The sequence below is a fragment of the Streptomyces oryzae genome (assembly GCF_017676365.1).
In the GTDB taxonomy this organism is placed as follows: Bacteria; Actinomycetota; Actinomycetes; order Streptomycetales; family Streptomycetaceae; genus Streptomyces; species Streptomyces oryzae.
Window position 1 is genome coordinate 1 of record NZ_JADKMA010000189.1, and the last position, 15,269, is coordinate 15,269.

The window sequence follows — 15,269 nt, forward strand, 5'->3', positions numbered from 1 at the left end:
CCCGCCGCACAGCGACCGAGACCTCGGACCGCGCATGCCGCTGGGCGTTGTCCAGCAGATTCGCCAGCACGCGCGACAACTGCCCCGCCGAGCCCCGCACTTCCCCGGCGTCCAGCACCTCCACCCGCACCGGGTGCGGGTCGGAAACCCGCTGCGCCAGATGTTCCCGTACCAGCGCGTCCAGAGCCACCCGCCCCGTGGCGGGCCGCTCGCCCGCGTCGAGCCGGGCCAGCAGCAACAGATCGGCGGCCAGCGTCTGGAGCCGTACGGTGTCCTCCACCGCCTCGTCGAGATCCAGCAGTTCGGGATGGGCAGCGGCCACCTCGAGCTGGGTGCGCAGCGAGGCGATGGGGCTGCGCAACTCGTGCGAGGCGTCGGCGACGAACCGCCGCTGCCGCTCCACGGACGCCTCCAGCGCCGCCAGCGTCTCGTTCGTCGTACGGGCCAGCCGTGCCACCTCGTCCCGCGCGTCCGGCTGGGGGACCCGGCGGGCGAGGTCGGTGCTGGCGGTGATCGCGCTCATCTCCCGCCGGATGCCTTCGACGGGCCGCAGGGCACGCCGGGTGACCAGCCAGGTCACCCCCGCCACGACCAGCAGCAGCACCGGGAGCCCGAACAGCATGGAGCGGGTCACCGTGGAGACGGCCTCCTGCTGGGCGCCGAGCGAGGCACCGGAGTAGACGGTGACGGGTGTGCCGTCCCGGGTGCGGCCCTGGACGGCGGCGACATCGAAGTCCTGCTTGCCGGTGATGTCTTCCTTGTCGTAGGTGACCTCGCCGTCGTCGTCCACGGGGAAGGTGAGCGTCCTGTTCTCGCTGTCCCCGTCGATCGCGGCCCGGCCACCGCCGCTGTCGCTCTCACCGGCGTCGTCGGCATCGGCGTCGGCCTCGTCCGAGCCGGAGCCGGAGCCGGAATCGGAATCGGAATCAGCGTCGGCGTCGGCGTCCCCGTCGCCGTGCGGGCGGTCGGGCCGTGCGAAGTCGGCCATCGGGCCGCGCCCCTGCAGCGGGTCGCTCGCGCCCAGCACCTTGCCGTCCGCGTCCACGACCTGTGCGGGGTCGTCCCCGTCGAGCCCGTCCAGCCGCCCGACCTCGCTGTCGGGTACGTCGGCCAGCTGGGCCGCCGTGCCCCGCGCCGCGTTCTCCGCGCTGAGCCGGGCCGTGTCAGCGAGGCCGTCACGGAGCGTGGCGACCACGAAGAACCCCGCGACGACGAGCGCGACCGCCACCACGAGGGTGGCGCCGAGCGCGGCGCGTACCCGTACCGAAGCCCTACGCACGGCGCGCTCCTCCGGCAGCGTCGCCGAGCCGGTACCCCGCGCCGCGCACCGTGCCGATCCATCTGGGCCCCAGCTTCCGCCGCAGCGCGCTCACATACACCTCGACGATGTTCACGTCGCCCTCGTAGGCGAAGTCCCAGACATGTTCCAGGATCTCCGTCTTGGCGACGACCTCTCCGGCGCGGGTGGCCAGATACTCCAGGACGGCGAACTCCTTGGCCGTCAGCTCCACTTCCCGCTCACCCACGGTGACGCGCTGCGCCGCGGGGTCGACGGTCAGCTCGCCGACCCGGAGGACCGCCTTGGCGCCCCGCGTACGGCGGCGCAGCAGCGCGCGGACGCGGGCGAGGAGCACCACGTAGGAGAACGGCTTGGTCAGGTAGTCGTCGGCGCCGGTGTCCAGGCCCTCGGCCTCGTCGTACTCGCCGTCCTTGGCAGTCAGCATCAGCACGGGCGTCTCGTCGCCCGCGGCGCGCAGCGCACCGCAGACGCGGTATCCGTTCATCCCCGGAAGCATGATGTCGAGAACGATCAGGTCGTAGTCGTTCTCGACCGCCATATGCAGCCCTTCCGCGCCGTCGTGCACGACGTCCACGGCGAAGCCCTCGGCCATCAGACCCCTGGCGAGCGACCGGGCCAGTCGCCGCTCGTCCTCCACGATCAGCAGACGCACACGGACACCCTGCCAAATCGCGGCTGAAGAGGGCTTCAGGTAGCTTCAGCTTACGTTCAGCAACGGTCGGTCACCGTGGAGTCATCGAAAGCGAGAGCAGCGAACGACCCGAGGAGTCGAACGTCATGAAGCGCAAGGTCATCATCGCCACCGTCGCAGCGGCCGCCCTGGTCGGAGGGGGGACGGCGACCGCACTCGGGGTCGCAGGGCACGACAGCGACACGGACGGCAAGGCGGCCGCCTCCCAGTCGAACGCTCGCACGACCGCCGACCACGGCGACGACCGGGACGACGACAACGGGGACCACGACGACAGGGGCGACGACCGGGAGGGTGGCCGCGCCGACAAGGCCGAGGAGACCGGCAACGCGGACGTCTCCTTCAGCCGCGCGGCCCACTCCGTGCTCAAGGAGGTGCCCGGCAAGATGACCGAGCTGGAGCTGGACACCGACGGCAACCGGCTGGTGTGGGAGGCCGACGTCCTCGGCAAGGACAACAAGTGGCACGAGGTGAGCATCGACGCCACCAAGGGCAACGTCCTCAAGAACCGGGCGGACACCCACAAGGACGACGACGGCTCCGTCGTGCGCGCCGCCGGGCTGGACGCGGAGGCGGCCGGCAAGAAGGCCGCCGCCGAGACGAAGGGCAACGTCACCTCCGTCAGCCTGGAGGACGACGGGCAGGACAAGGGCAACTGGGAGGCCGACGCCGTCGACAAGCAGGGCAAGGAGCACGAGCTCGTCCTCGACGGGACGTCCGGCAAGGTCCTGCACCACGAGACCGAGCGGGGCGACGGGCAGGGCGACGACTGAGGGAGTTTCCCGGTCCGGCCCGGTCCGGCCCGCCCGTCAGGCCCCAACACAGCCCCGGTCAGGGCGTCACCCCTCGGTGACGCCCTCGACCAGTTCGTCGGCCGCTGTGTACGGATCCAGCGAGCCGCCCACCACGCGCGCGGCCAGCGCGTCGAGCCGTTTGCCGCCCCGCAGCTCGCCGATGCGCCGGCGCAGCGCGGTCACCGCGATGGTCTCGATCTCCTTCGCGGCGCGCGCAGCACGGCGCTCGGCGAGCACTCCGCGCTCCTCCATCCAGCCGCGGTGCTTGTCCAGCGCCGCGACCATCTCCTCCACGCCCTCCGACCGCGCGGCCACCGTCTTGACCACCGGCGGGCGCCAGTCCCCCGGCTGACGGGCCTCGCCGAGGCCGAGCATGTGGTTGAGCTCGCGGACGGTCGCATCGGCCCCGTCCCGGTCGGCCTTGTTGACGACGTAGACGTCGCCGATCTCCAGGATCCCGGCCTTCGCCGCCTGGATGCCGTCGCCCATACCGGGCGCGAGCAGCACCACGCTGGTGTCGGCCTGCGCCGCGATCTCGACCTCGGACTGCCCCACGCCGACGGTCTCCACCAGCACCACGTCGCAGCCGGCCGCGTCCAGCACCCGGATCGCCTGCGGAGCGGCCCAGGCCAGGCCACCCAGATGGCCGCGGGTGGCCATCGAACGGATGTAGACCCCCGGATCGGAGGCGTGTTCTCCCATCCGCACCCGGTCCCCGAGCAGCGCCCCGCCGGAGAACGGCGAGGACGGGTCCACCGCCAGCACCCCGACCCGCCTGCCCTGCGCGCGGAACGCGCTGACCAGCGCGGAGGTGGTGGTGGACTTGCCGACGCCGGGCGAGCCGGTGAGGCCGACCACATAGGCGTTGCCGCAGTACGGGGCTATGGCCGCCATGGCCTCGCGAAGCTGCGGAGAGGCGCCCTCGACGAGGGAGATCAGCCGCGCCACCGCCCGCGGCGCTCCCTCACGGGCTCCCGCCACCAGCGCTGCGACATCCACCATTCGAACCGCTCCGTTCCGGGCTGGGCTGGGCTGCTGTGCTGGGCTGTGGCCGTCCTACGGGGCGGCCTTCTTACGGGACGCGGAGGATCAGGGCATCGCCCTGGCCGCCGCCCCCGCACAGCGCCGCGGCGCCGAGACCGCCCCCGCGCCGCTTCAGCTCCAGCGCGAGGTGGAGCACGATGCGCGCTCCGGACATTCCGATGGGGTGGCCCAGGGCAATGGCGCCACCGTTCACATTCACCTTTTCGGGGCCGACTTCGAGGTCCTTCATTGACTGGTGGGCGACGGCGGCGAAAGCCTCGTTGATCTCGATCAGATCAAGATCCTCAACTGCCCGGCCCTCCTTCTTCAGCGCGTGCTGAATGGCGTTCGAGGGCTGCGACTGGAGGGAGTTGTCGGGACCGGCGACATTCCCGTGTGCGCCGATCTCGGCGATCCACTCCACCCCCAGCTCCTCGGCCTTCGCCTTGCTCATCACGACGACAGCGGCGGCGCCGTCGGAGATCTGCGAGGACGAACCGGCTGTGATCGTCCCGTCCTTGGCGAACGCGGGCTTCAGCTTGCCCAGCGACTCGGCGGTCGAGTCGCCCCTGATGCCCTCGTCCTCGGTGAAGAGCACCGGGTCGCCCTTGCGCTGCGGGATCTCGACCGGGGTGATCTCCGCCTGGAAGAGCCCGTCGCGCTGGGCTGCGGCGGCGCGCTGGTGCGAGCGGGCAGCGATCTCGTCCTGCACCTGGCGCGGGATGCCGAGACGGGTGTTGTGCTTCTCGGTGGAGGCGCCCATGGCGATGCCCTCGAAGGAGTCGGTGAGCCCGTCGTGCGCCATGGAGTCGAGCACCTCGAGCGCGCCGTACTTGTAGCCCTCGCGGGACTTGGGCAGCAGGTGCGGGGCGTTGGTCATGGACTCCTGGCCGCCGGCGACCACGATGTCGAACTCGCCGGCGCGCACCAGCTGGTCGGCGAGCGCGATGGCGTCGAGCCCGGAGAGGCACACCTTGTTCACGGTCAGTGCCGGGACGTTCATCGGGATGCCGGCCTTGACCGCGGCCTGGCGCGCCGGGATCTGGCCGGCGCCGGCCTGGAGGACCTGGCCCATGATCACGTACTCGACCATGTTTGCGGCGTCTCCGCCGATACCGGCCCGCTCCAGTGCGGCCTTGATGGCGAAGGAGCCCAAGTCCGCCCCGGAGAAGGACTTCAGCGAGCCGAGCAGCCGCCCCATGGGCGTACGGGCACCTGCGACGATCACGGATGTGGTGCTGCTGGAGGTGGGAGTCATGAGGGGTTCCCTTCCGGGGGGAAGTTAACGAGGGTTACCGCTCAAGATACTGAGCGGTACCAGCCCGGGTCACCCGTCGGTGAGTGTGACCGTGCGCACGTTGCGTAACCGCGCGGAGAGCGCTGCACTGTTCCCCATGCTGACGCGTATCGACCACATCGGAATCGCCTGCCGGGACCTCGAGGCCACCGTCGATTTCTACTCTCGCACCTACGGCTTCCAGGTGTTCCACACCGAGGTCAACCAGGAGCAGGGCGTCCGCGAGGCCATGCTGCGGATCAACGGCACGGACGACGGCGGTGCGTCCTACCTCCAGCTGCTGGAGCCCATCCGGGAGGACTCGGCGGTCGCCAAATGGCTGGCCAAGAACGGCGAGGGCGTCCACCACATCGCGTTCGGCACCGAGGACGTGGACGGCGACTCGGAGGCCATCCGCGACAAGGGCGTCCGCGTCCTCTACGACGAGCCCCGCCGCGGCTCCATGGACTCGCGGATCACCTTCCTGCACCCGAAGGACTGTCACGGGGTGCTGACGGAGCTGGTGACCTCCGCAACCCCCGGCGACGACGAAGCGCACTGAGCCCGCGCCCCTTCGGTCACTGCGGCACCAACGGACCACTGGCGTCGGCTTCCAGGCCCGGTAGAGTGGGCATCCGGCCGGGGCGGGCCCTCCCCACCCGTACAGAGACCTCCGGGCTGGGGGCTCGGTCCACGTTCCGCCGATGATCTGACACCATTTCCGGGAGACGTGTCCAACCAAGTCCGGGACAAGGCTCGGATCATCTCCACGACTACCAGGGGACGGATGGGACCGCGCAGTGCGGGGCTACGACCGCTACGAGGCTGACGATCACCTCTCGCAGTTCGAGGCCGAGATGGAGCGGCTGAAGAAGGAGCGGGAGAAGGCCGTCGAGCATGCCGACGACCTCGGCTATCAGGTCGAAGTGCTGCGCGCCAAGCTGCACGAGGCGCGCCGCGCCCTGGCCACGCGCCCGGCGGGGTACGACAACCTCTCCCAGCAGGCCGAGCAGTTGCTCCGCAACGCCCAGCTCCAGGCCGACCAGATGCGCGCGGACGCCGAGCGGGAGCTGCGCGAGGCACGCGCCCAGACGCAGCGGCTGCTCCAGGAGCAGGCCGAACAGCAGTCGCGGCTGGAGGCCGAGCTGCACGCCGAGGCGGTACGCCGCCGCCAGCAGCTCGACCAGGAGCTTGCCGAGCGCCGCGCCACGGTGGAGAACCACGTCAACGAGAACGTGGCCTGGGCCGAGCAGCTGCGCACCCGCACCGAGCAGCAGGCCCGCCGGCTCATGGAGGAGACCAGGGCCGAGGCCGAGCAGTCCCTCTCCCAGGCCAGGGCCGAGGCGCAGCGGCTGACGGAGGAGTCGCGGCAGCGGCTGAGCGCGGAGGCCGAGCAGGCCCGCAGCGAGGCCGAGTCGATTCTGCGGCGGGCCCGCGCGGACGCCGAGCGGCTGCTGAACGCCGCCTCCACCCAGGCGCAGGAGGCCACCGACCACGCCGAGCAGCTGCGTACGTCCACCGCGAGCGAGGTGGAGACCAGCAGGCGCGAGTCCGCTGATCTGGTGCGCCGCGCCGAGGAGCGGATGCGCGAGGCCGAGACGGCGCTGCGCGAGGCCCGCGAGAAGGCCACCCAGAAGCTCCAGGAGGCCGAGGAGGAGGCCGGCAAACGGCTCGCGGACACCGAGTCGGAGAACGAGCAGCGCACCCGTACGGCCAAGGCCGAGGTGGCGCGGCTGGTGGGCCAGGCCACCAAGGACGCCGAGGCGATCAAGGCCGAGGCCGAGCAGCTGCGTGAGGACGCCAGGGCCGAGGGCGAGCGGATGATCGCCGAGGCCCGGGAGAAGGCCCGCACCACGACGGCCGAGGAGTCCGCGAACCAGCTCGCTGAGGCGGCCCGCACGGCGGAGGACGTCCTCAACCGCGCCTCCGAGGAGGCGAAGGCCACCACGAAGTCGGCCGCCGAGGAGGCGGAGCGGCTGCGCAGAGAGGCCGAGGAAGAGGCCGACCGGCTGCGCGCCGAGGCGCACGATGTGGCCGAGCAGCTCAAGGGCGCCGCCAAGGACGACACCAAGGAGTACCGCGCCAAGACGGTCGAGCTCCAGGAGGAGGCCCGCAGGCTGCGCGGCGAGGCCGAGCAGCTGCGGGCCGAGGCGGTCGAGGAGGGCGAGAAGATCCGCGGCGAGGCTCGCCGCGACGCCGTCCAGCAGATCGAGGAGGCCGCCAACCGCGCCGAGGAGCTGCTGGGCAAGGCGAAGGCCGACGCCGAGGAGACCCGCACCGAGGCGACGACGGAGAGCGAGCGCGTCCGTACGGAGGCGATCGAGCGGGCCACCACGCTGCGCAAGCAGGCCGAGGAGGCGCTGGAGCGGGCTCGTACGGAGGCCGAGGAGCTGCGCTCGCAGGCCGAGGAGCAGGCCGAGCAGACGCGTACGGAGGCGGACGAGGCCGCGCGGCGCACCCGCGAGGAGGCCGAGCAGGCGGCGCGCGAGCGGGAGGAGGAGACCGAGGCCGAGCTGACCCGGCTGCGCGAGGAGACCGAGGCCAAGCTGGCCGAGGCCGAGTCCGGTCTTGCCGAGGCCCGTACGGAGGCCGAGCGGCTGCGGGACGAGGCGCGGGCCGAGGCCGAGCGGCTGCGCACGGAGACCGCCGAGCGGGTGCGCACGCTGCGCGAGCAGGCCGAGGAGGAGGCCGAGCGGCTGCGCACGGAGGCCGCCTCGGACGCTTCACAGGCCCGCGCCGAGGGCGAGTCGGTCGCCGTCCAGCTGCGCAGCGAGGCGGCGGCGGAGGCCGAGCGGCTGCGCGAGGAGGCCAAGGCGACGGCCGACCGGGTACGCGCCGAGGCGGACGCGGCGGCCGAGCGGACCAACGCGGAGGCCGCCGAAGCGCTCAGCGCGGCCCAGGAGGAGGCGGCCCGCCGCCGGCGCGAGGCCGAGGAGCTGCTGACCGCGGCCCGCGAGGAGGCACACCAGGAGCGCACGGAGGCCCGCGAGCAGAGCGAGGAGCTGCTGGCGGCGGCCCGCAAGCGGGTGGCCGAGGCCCACGAGGAGGCCGAGCGGCTGACCGAGGAGGCCGAGCGGCGCGCGGCCGAACTGGTCGCGTCCGCCGAGGAGACGGCCCAGCAGGTACGGGACTCCGTCGCCGGGCTGCGCGCCGAGGCCGAGGAGGAGATCGCCGGGCTGCGCTCGGCCGCCGAGCTCGCGGCACAGACGCTGCGCCGGGAGGCACAGGAGGAGGCCGAGGCGGCCAAGTCGCTCGCCGAGCGGACCGTTTCGGACGCGATGGCCGAGGCGGAGCGCACCCGCGCCGACGCCCAGCGGGTCGGCGAGGAGGCACGCGCCGAGGCCGACCGGCTGCTGGACGAGGCACGCGAACAGGCCGCCAAGAAGCGCTCCGAGGCCGCCGAACAGGCCGACCAGCTCCTCGGCAGGGCCCAGGAGGAGGCCGACCGCACCCGCACCGAGGCCGAGCGGTTCGACCGGGACACCCGCGCGGCAGCCGAACAGTTCAGCCTGGAGACGCGCACCGAGGCCGAACGGATCGGCAACGACCTGCGGACGAAGGCCGAGCGCTTCAGCGAGCAGACCCGCACCGAGGCGGAGCGGGTCGGCGAGGAGGCACGCGCCGAGGCCCAGCGGCTGCTGGACGAAGCACGCGAACAGGCCGCCAAGAAGCGCTCCGAGGCCGCCGAACAGGCCGACCAGCTCCTCACCAAGGCCCAGGAGGAGGCGCTGCGCACCCAGGCCGCCGCCGAGGAGCAGGCGGACTCCATGGTCGGCGCCGCGCGCGCCGAGTCGGAGCGGCTGGTCACCGAGGGGCAGGCCGAGGGCCGGGAGCTGGTCGAGAAGGCCCGCGCCGACGCCGACACCATGCTGGAGGAGGCCCGCAGCGACTCCAACGCGATCCGCGAGCGCGCCGAGGAGCTGCGTACGCGCGTCGAGGCGGAGGTCGAGGAACTGCACGAGCGGGCCCGCCGGGAGGCCGCCGAGGCGATGCAGTCGGCGGGCGAGCGGTGCGACAAGCTCGTACAGGCCGCCGAGGAGCAGCTGGCGGAGGCGCGCGCGAAGGCGGAGGAGATGCGCGCGGACGCCGACGCCGAGGCGGGCAAGGTGCGGATCGCCGCCGTCAAGAAGGCCGAGGGCCTGCTCAAGGAGGCCGAGCAGAAGAAGGCCGCCATGCTGCGGGAGGCGCAGCAGGAGCGCGAGGAGGCCACCGAGGAGGCCCGGCGCACGGTCGAGGCCGGCCAGCGCGAGCTGGAAGTGCTGATGCGGCGCCAGGAGGACATCAACGCGGAGATCTCCCGCGTACAGGACGTGTTGGAAGCGCTGGAGTCGTTCGAGACGCCGGGTGCCGCCTCAGCGGCCGGGCCGGATTCCGGTTCTGATTCCGCTTCGGGCTCCGGCAACGGTGCGGGGTCCGGCAGCGGGTCGGGACGCGGTGCCGGGTCCGGGGCTGGAGGTTCCGGCAAAAGGGGCGGACGTGACACCGGCGCAAAGGGTGGTGTGACAGCGGGCGTTGGCGCTGGTACAACTCGTTCGAGTGGCAAGGGTTCGGAGAGTTAGCCACCCGAATGAGGGCACATTCTCCAGATCAAACACGCATAAGCTCGATGACACGCCGCTTCGGCCCCTAGGATTCCCTCTATCACTCCCCCGTCTGATAACCCGTCTGACTCGACAGGAACCCCATGAGCGACACTTCCTCCCCCTTCGGCTTCGAGCTCGTGCGGCGCGGCTACGACCGCGGGCAGGTGGACGACCGCATCACCAAGCTCGTCGCCGACCGTGACAGCGCCCTGGCCCGTATCACCTCTCTGGAAAAGCGCATCGAGGAGCTCCACCTCGAAACGCAGAACGCCCAGGCTCAGGTCAACGACGCGGAGCCGTCGTACGCCGGTCTCGGTGCCCGGGTCGAGAAGATCCTCCGCCTCGCGGAGGAAGAGGCCAAGGACCTGCGCGAGGAGGCCCGTCGCGCCGCCGAGCAGCACCGGGAGCTCGCCGAGGGCGCGGCGCAGCAGGTGCGCAACGACGCCGAGGCCTTCGCCGCCGACCGCAAGGCCAAGGCAGAGGAAGAGGGCGCCCGCATCGTCGACAAGGCGAAGAGCGAGGCCGCCGCACTGCGCAGCGAGGCGGAGAAGGACGCCCAGTCCAAGCGCGAGGAGGCCGACACCCTCTTCGAGGACACCCGCGCCAAGGCGGCCCAGGCCGCGGCCGACTTCGAGACCAACCTCGCCAAGCGCCGCGAGCAGTCCGAGCGCGACCTGGCCTCCCGTCAGGCCAAGGCCGAGAAGCGGCTCGCCGAGATCGAGCACCGCGCCGAGCAGCTGCGCCTGGAGGCCGAGAAGCTGCGCACGGACGCGGAGCGCCGTGCCCGGCAGACCGTCGAGACCGCCCAGCGCCAGGCCGAGGACATCGTCGCGGACGCCAACGCCAAGGCGGACCGGGTGCGCAGCGAGTCCGAGCGCGAGCTCGCCGCGCTCACCAACCGCCGCGACAGCATCAACGCGCAGCTCACCAACGTGCGCGAGATGCTGGCCACGCTCACCGGCGCGGCCGTGGCAGCCGCCGGCCAGCCCGGCGAGGAGGTCGGCGACGAGGAGGCCGCCGGCCGCTCGGTCCCGGCCCAGCAGACCCGCTGACGGTCTGGCCGCGCCCCGAAGGGGCGCGGGGAACTGCTCCCCCAAGCTCTTCGAGCAGGGGGTGCCCCCACCAGCCACAGACAACCCGCAGACTGCGACGCACCAGAAGGGGCAGCCCCCTTCACAGCCAAACGGCGCCGCAACGAACAATTAGCGGCGAACAAATCGCAGCGAACAACTGACGGGCCGCACCGAACGGTGCGGCCCGTTTCGCATGTGCGGGTGATGTGCGGATAATGCGCACGAGTGGCGAGGGCCGAAGCAGACCCTTAGCGTCGAAGAATGATCGAGCTGGAGGACCTCACCAAGCGGTACGGCGACAAGCTCGCCGTCGACGGTCTCAGCTTCACCGTACGGCCCGGTACGGTCACCGGCTTTCTGGGGCCGAACGGTGCGGGAAAGTCGACAACGATGCGGATGGTGCTCGGCCTGGACGCCCCTACCAGGGGCGACGTTCGTATCGAGGGCAAGCACTACGGCGAACTGCAGGAACCGCTGCACAGCATCGGTGCGCTCCTGGAGGCCAAGGGCGTGCACGGCGGCCGCAGGGCCTACGACCATCTGCTGTGCATGGCGCAGTCGAACGGCATCCCCGAGCGCCGGGTCGGCGAGGTGCTGGAAATGGTGGGCCTCCACGACGTGGCCCGCAAGCGTCCCAAGGGCTTCTCCCTCGGCATGGGACAGCGGCTGGGTATCGCTGCCGCGCTGCTGGGCGACCCGCGCATCCTGATGTTCGACGAGCCGGTCAACGGGCTCGACCCGGAGGGCATCCACTGGATCCGCACCCTGATGCAGCAGCTGGCCAGGGAGGGCCGGACGGTCTTCGTCTCCAGCCATCTGATGAGCGAGATGGCGCAGACCGCCGAACACCTGGTCGTCATCGGCCAGGGCAGGCTGCTGGCGGACACCTCGATGTCGCAGTTCATCGCGGAGAACTCCCGTACCCACGTACGGGTCCGCACCCCCGAGCCGGAGCGGATGCTGGACGTCCTCGTCGAGGCGGGGCTGCGGCCGGCGACCGCCGCGGACGGCGCCCTGGAGGTGGACGGCTCAGAGGCGCCGCGGATCGGGGAACTCGCCGCCGCGAACCAGGTGGTGCTGCACGAGCTGAGCACCCAGCGGGCCTCGCTGGAGGAGGCGTTCATGCGGCTGACGGCCCAGAGCGTCGAGTACCACGCCTACGCGCCGGGCGACGTCCAGGCGGCGGTGCCGGGCGGTCCGCCCGGGCCACCAGCTGGTACGGCCGCTCCGCCGCAAGGTGGGCAGGCGCCGCCAGGCGGGCAGGCGCCGCCTGCGTGGGGTGAGAACTGGAGGAAGGGGCGCCGGGGATGAGCCACACCACGCGGGTACTCAAGTCGGAGTGGACCAAGGTCCGCTCGGTCCGCTCCACCGTCTGGACCCTCGCCACGGCGCTGGTCGTCTCCGTCGGCCTCGGCGCGCTGATCTGCGGGGTGACCGCGTCCACCTTCGGCGACATGTCCACCCAGGACCGGCTGACGTTCGACGCCACCTACACCAGCTTCGCCGGTATGGGACTCGGCCAGCTCGCGATGATCGCGTTCGGGGTGCTCATCGTCTCCGCCGAGTACAGCACCGGCATGATCCGCAACTCGCTGGCCGCCGTGCCGCAGCGGGGCACGTTCCTGTGGTGCAAGGTGCTGATCGCGGGGACGCTGGTCCTGGTCGTCGGCATGGTCACCAGCTTCTGCGCGTTCTTCCTCGGCCAGGCGCTGCTGGGCTCGCACGGGGTGGGCATCGGCGACCCCGGGGTGCTGCGCGCCGTGGTCGGCGGCGGCCTCTACATGGCGCTGATCGCGATGTTCGCCGTCGGCATCACCTTCGTACTGCGCAGTCCGCTGCTGGCGTTCGCGATCCTGATGCCGTTCTTCTTCCTCATCTCCAACATCCTCGGCAACGTCGAGGCGACGAAGAAGGTCGGCCAGTACCTCCCCGACCAGGCGGGCACCACGGTGATGGCCGTGGTGCCGGAAACGCTGGACCGGCCGTACGGGCCGTGGGAAGGGCTGCTGATCATGGTGGCGTGGACGGTGGCGGCGCTGGTGGCGGGGTTCGTCGTGCTCAAGAAGCGCGACGCCTGAGCCGTCGTCCCGGGCCCCCGGGTGCCGCGCCTCACGGGCTCCAGGGGGCCGCTTCATGGAACCAATTGCGGGCCCCGTAACCTCCTAGGCCGTGTCCGGGGGCGAGCCAGCCCCGAACTGCGTCCAGGGGCAAAGGATGATCGAGGCGTACGGCCTGACGAAGCGCTACGGCGCCAAGACGGCCGTGTACAACCTGTCCTTCCAGGTGCGGCCGGGGGCCGTGACCGGGTTCCTGGGGCCCAACGGCTCCGGGAAATCCACCACGATGCGCATGATCCTGGGGCTGGACACACCGACGTCCGGCCGGGTCACCGTGGGCGGCCACGCCTTCCGCGGGCTGCCCAACGCACCTCGGCAGGTCGGTGCGCTCCTCGACGCGAAGGCCGTGCACGGCGGCCGGAGCGCGCGCAACCATCTGCTCTCCCTCGCCCAGCTGTCCGGCATTCCGGCCCGCAGGGTGGATGAGGTGCTCGGCGTCGTGGGGCTCCAGGACGTCGGCAAGAAGCGCTCCAAGGGCTTCTCGCTCGGTATGGGCCAGCGCCTCGGCATCGCCGCCGCGCTGCTCGGCGACCCGCAGGTGCTGCTCTTCGACGAGCCGGTCAACGGACTGGACCCGGAGGGCATCCTGTGGGTCCGCAACCTGATGCGGCGGCTGGCGAGCGAGGGCCGGACGGTCTTCGTCTCCAGCCATCTGATGAGTGAGATGGCGCAGACCGCCGACCATCTCATCGTCATCGGGCGCGGCCAGTTGATGGCCGACATGTCCGTGCAGGAGTTCATCGAGCGCAACTCCATAGGGTTCGCCCGGGTACGCACCCCCGACAGCGAGCCGGAGCAGCGCGAGAAGCTGGTCACGGCCCTGCACGAGGCGGGCGGCCAGACCCAACCCGAGGAGGACGGCGCGCTGCGCGTCACCGGGCTGCCGCTGCCGCGCATCAGCGACCTGGCGCACGGCGCCGACGTCCGGCTGTGGGAACTCTCGCCGCACCAGGCATCGCTGGAGGAGGCGTACATGCGGCTCACCCAGGGCTCGGTGGACTACCGCTCGACGGCGGACATGCGCGCGGGGCTGCAACAGCCGATGCCGGCGCCGGGTATGGCCCCGGGGATGGGCGCACCCGGCATGGCCCCGGGGGCGGCACCGCAGCAGGCACCCGGGATGGCTCCGGGAATGGCACCGCCGCAGCAGGCACCCGGCATGGCCCCGGGAATGGCACCCGGGATGGCACCGGCCCAGACCGCACCGGCCGCACCCCAGGCGCCGCCCGCTCCCGCCCCGCAGGACGCGCCGCAGCAATGGGCCCCGCCAACGGCCCCGCCCCAGGGAGCGGTGCCGCAGCAGGGCGCCCCCGAGGGCGGCACGCTCCAGATGCGCGCGCAGCAGGCCCCCACGGGCGGAGCGGGCGCCCCCAACCCGTACGCCGCCGGCACCCCGGCGCCCCCCGCCGCCGGCACCGCCAAGAACGAAGGCGAGGACGCCTGATGAGCACCCAGCAGCACGAGGCACAGGCGGCACAGACAGCCCAGGCGGCACAGTCGGCCCCGCAGGCCGAGTGGCCGAACGGAATCGCCCCGTACAGCTCGCCCATCCCGATGGCGCGGACCCACCTCGGTCACGCGCTCGTCTCCGAGTGGACGAAGATCCGCACCGTCCGCTCCACCGTGTGGACGCTCAGCGTGATGTTCGCGCTCGTCGTCGGCATCGGTCTGCTGACGGCTCTGGGGATGAGCGGCCAGGACTACACCGGGATGCCGCTGCTCTCCGGCGGTCTGTTCGGGCTGATGCTTGGGCAGATCTGTGTGATCACGCTCGGCGTGCTGGTCATCAGCTCCGAGTACGGCACCGGCATGATCCGCACCACCCTCACCGCCTGCCCGCAGCGCGGCCGGGTGCTGCTGGCCAAGGCGCTGGTGTTCTTCTCGCTGGCCTTTGTGATGACCACGCTGGCCTGCACCCTCACCGCGCTGATCAACTCCGCGATGCTGAGCGACCAGCAGGTTCCCTCGTACGTGGAGCACAGCTCCTTCGGGGGGACAGTCGAAGGAGGGAAACTGGTCGCCTCCGGCGGCGAGTGGCTGGGAGCCACCGTCGGCGCCGGACTGTACGTGGCACTGCTCGGACTGCTGTCCCTGGCCGTGGGTGCGCTGCTGCGGCACTCCGCGGGCGCGATCACCACCATGATGGGCGTCGTCCTCCTGCCGCTGGTGATGGCGCTGTTCATGGTGGGTGAGGCCCTCAAGGACGTCCGCGAGAAGCTGATGGAGTACTCCCCGCTGAACGGCCTCGCCTCCCTCTACCGCATCCCCATGAGCGACGACCAGGAAGCCACGGGCTGGCCCCTCCTCGGCGGCCTGGCAGTCGTCACCCTGCTCGTCTTCGCACTGGCCTACGCGCTGCTGAACAAGCGGGACGTCTAAGAACGGGCCGGGGGCGGGGCCCCTCCCCGTCCC

At 71.8% G+C, this 15,269-nt stretch carries 12 protein-coding genes; 8 read left to right on the plus strand and 4 right to left on the minus strand.

The features are described from left to right. Both ITI46_RS27725 and ITI46_RS27730 read right to left on the minus strand, forming a co-directional pair. The coding region (locus ITI46_RS27725) for a sensor histidine kinase (RefSeq protein WP_209242650.1) at positions 1-1,279 on the minus strand (1,279 nt) is incomplete at its 3' end. Continuing rightward, the gene (locus ITI46_RS27730; protein WP_209242651.1) at positions 1,272-1,952 is read right to left on the minus strand and encodes a response regulator transcription factor; all 681 of its coding nucleotides are present in this window, start codon (positions 1,950-1,952) and stop codon (positions 1,272-1,274) included. The genes ITI46_RS27725 and ITI46_RS27730, both read right to left, overlap by 8 nt. A gap of 125 nt (positions 1,953-2,077) precedes the next feature. Between ITI46_RS27730 and ITI46_RS27735 the strand changes: the two genes are divergently transcribed. Further along, positions 2,078-2,764 (plus strand): PepSY domain-containing protein, encoded by a 687-nt coding sequence (locus ITI46_RS27735; protein ID WP_209242652.1) that lies wholly within the window; start codon positions 2,078-2,080, stop codon positions 2,762-2,764. Between the two features lie 66 nt (positions 2,765-2,830). On the opposite strand, the gene meaB is transcribed toward ITI46_RS27735, so the two are convergent. Together meaB and ITI46_RS27745 are read right to left on the minus strand one after the other, a co-directional pair. Next, positions 2,831-3,787, minus strand: coding sequence for a methylmalonyl Co-A mutase-associated GTPase MeaB (meaB, locus tag ITI46_RS27740; protein ID WP_209242653.1), 957 nt, complete (start codon positions 3,785-3,787; stop codon positions 2,831-2,833). Positions 3,788-3,857: 70 nt separating this feature from the next. Then, on the minus strand, positions 3,858-5,066 hold the full coding sequence (locus ITI46_RS27745) for an acetyl-CoA C-acetyltransferase (RefSeq protein WP_209242654.1): 1,209 nt from the start codon (positions 5,064-5,066) through the stop codon (positions 3,858-3,860). Positions 5,067-5,202: 136 nt separating this feature from the next. On the opposite strand from ITI46_RS27745, the gene mce reads away from it, so the two are divergent. The 7 genes from mce (at position 5,203) to ITI46_RS27780 (ending at position 15,236) form a co-directional block, all read left to right on the plus strand. After that, positions 5,203-5,646: a methylmalonyl-CoA epimerase gene (gene mce / locus ITI46_RS27750; RefSeq protein WP_209242655.1), complete on the plus strand. Its 444-nt coding sequence runs from the start codon at positions 5,203-5,205 to the stop codon at positions 5,644-5,646. Positions 5,647-5,884: 238 nt separating this feature from the next. Beyond that, entirely contained in the window at positions 5,885-9,643 is a 3,759-nt protein-coding gene (gene scy, locus ITI46_RS27755) for a polarized growth protein Scy (RefSeq protein WP_209242656.1), read from the plus strand. Between the two features lie 125 nt (positions 9,644-9,768). Next, positions 9,769-10,719, plus strand: coding sequence for a coiled-coil domain-containing protein (locus tag ITI46_RS27760; protein WP_209242657.1), 951 nt, complete (start codon positions 9,769-9,771; stop codon positions 10,717-10,719). A gap of 282 nt (positions 10,720-11,001) precedes the next feature. Next, complete coding sequence (locus ITI46_RS27765; RefSeq protein WP_209242658.1) at positions 11,002-12,051, plus strand: ABC transporter ATP-binding protein; 1,050 nt, start codon at positions 11,002-11,004, stop codon at positions 12,049-12,051. Further along, entirely contained in the window at positions 12,048-12,818 is a 771-nt protein-coding gene (locus tag ITI46_RS27770; RefSeq protein ID WP_209242659.1) for an ABC transporter permease, read from the plus strand. Before ITI46_RS27765 ends, ITI46_RS27770 begins: the two co-directional genes overlap by 4 nt. 136 nt (positions 12,819-12,954) lie before the next feature. Continuing rightward, positions 12,955-14,301: an ABC transporter ATP-binding protein gene (locus tag ITI46_RS27775; RefSeq protein WP_209242660.1), complete on the plus strand. Its 1,347-nt coding sequence runs from the start codon at positions 12,955-12,957 to the stop codon at positions 14,299-14,301. Next, positions 14,301-15,236, plus strand: coding sequence for an ABC transporter permease subunit (locus ITI46_RS27780; RefSeq protein ID WP_209242661.1), 936 nt, complete (start codon positions 14,301-14,303; stop codon positions 15,234-15,236). The genes ITI46_RS27775 and ITI46_RS27780 overlap by 1 nt, the downstream gene beginning before the upstream one ends. Positions 15,237-15,269 lie beyond the last annotated feature (33 nt).

Excerpts from the sequence above, each read along its gene's own strand:
- ITI46_RS27735 (WP_209242652.1), top strand. The coding sequence starts at position 2,078 with ATGAAGCGCAAGGTCATCATCGCCACCGTCGCAGCGGCCGCCCTGGTC.
- meaB (WP_209242653.1), bottom strand. The coding sequence starts at position 3,787 with ATGGTGGATGTCGCAGCGCTGGTGGCGGGAGCCCGTGAGGGAGCGCCG.
- ITI46_RS27745 (WP_209242654.1), bottom strand. The coding sequence starts at position 5,066 with ATGACTCCCACCTCCAGCAGCACCACATCCGTGATCGTCGCAGGTGCC.
- mce (WP_209242655.1), top strand. The coding sequence starts at position 5,203 with ATGCTGACGCGTATCGACCACATCGGAATCGCCTGCCGGGACCTCGAG.
- ITI46_RS27760 (WP_209242657.1), top strand. The coding sequence starts at position 9,769 with ATGAGCGACACTTCCTCCCCCTTCGGCTTCGAGCTCGTGCGGCGCGGC.
- ITI46_RS27765 (WP_209242658.1), top strand. The coding sequence starts at position 11,002 with ATGATCGAGCTGGAGGACCTCACCAAGCGGTACGGCGACAAGCTCGCC.
- ITI46_RS27770 (WP_209242659.1), top strand. The coding sequence starts at position 12,048 with ATGAGCCACACCACGCGGGTACTCAAGTCGGAGTGGACCAAGGTCCGC.
- ITI46_RS27775 (WP_209242660.1), top strand. The coding sequence starts at position 12,955 with ATGATCGAGGCGTACGGCCTGACGAAGCGCTACGGCGCCAAGACGGCC.
- ITI46_RS27780 (WP_209242661.1), top strand. The coding sequence starts at position 14,301 with ATGAGCACCCAGCAGCACGAGGCACAGGCGGCACAGACAGCCCAGGCG.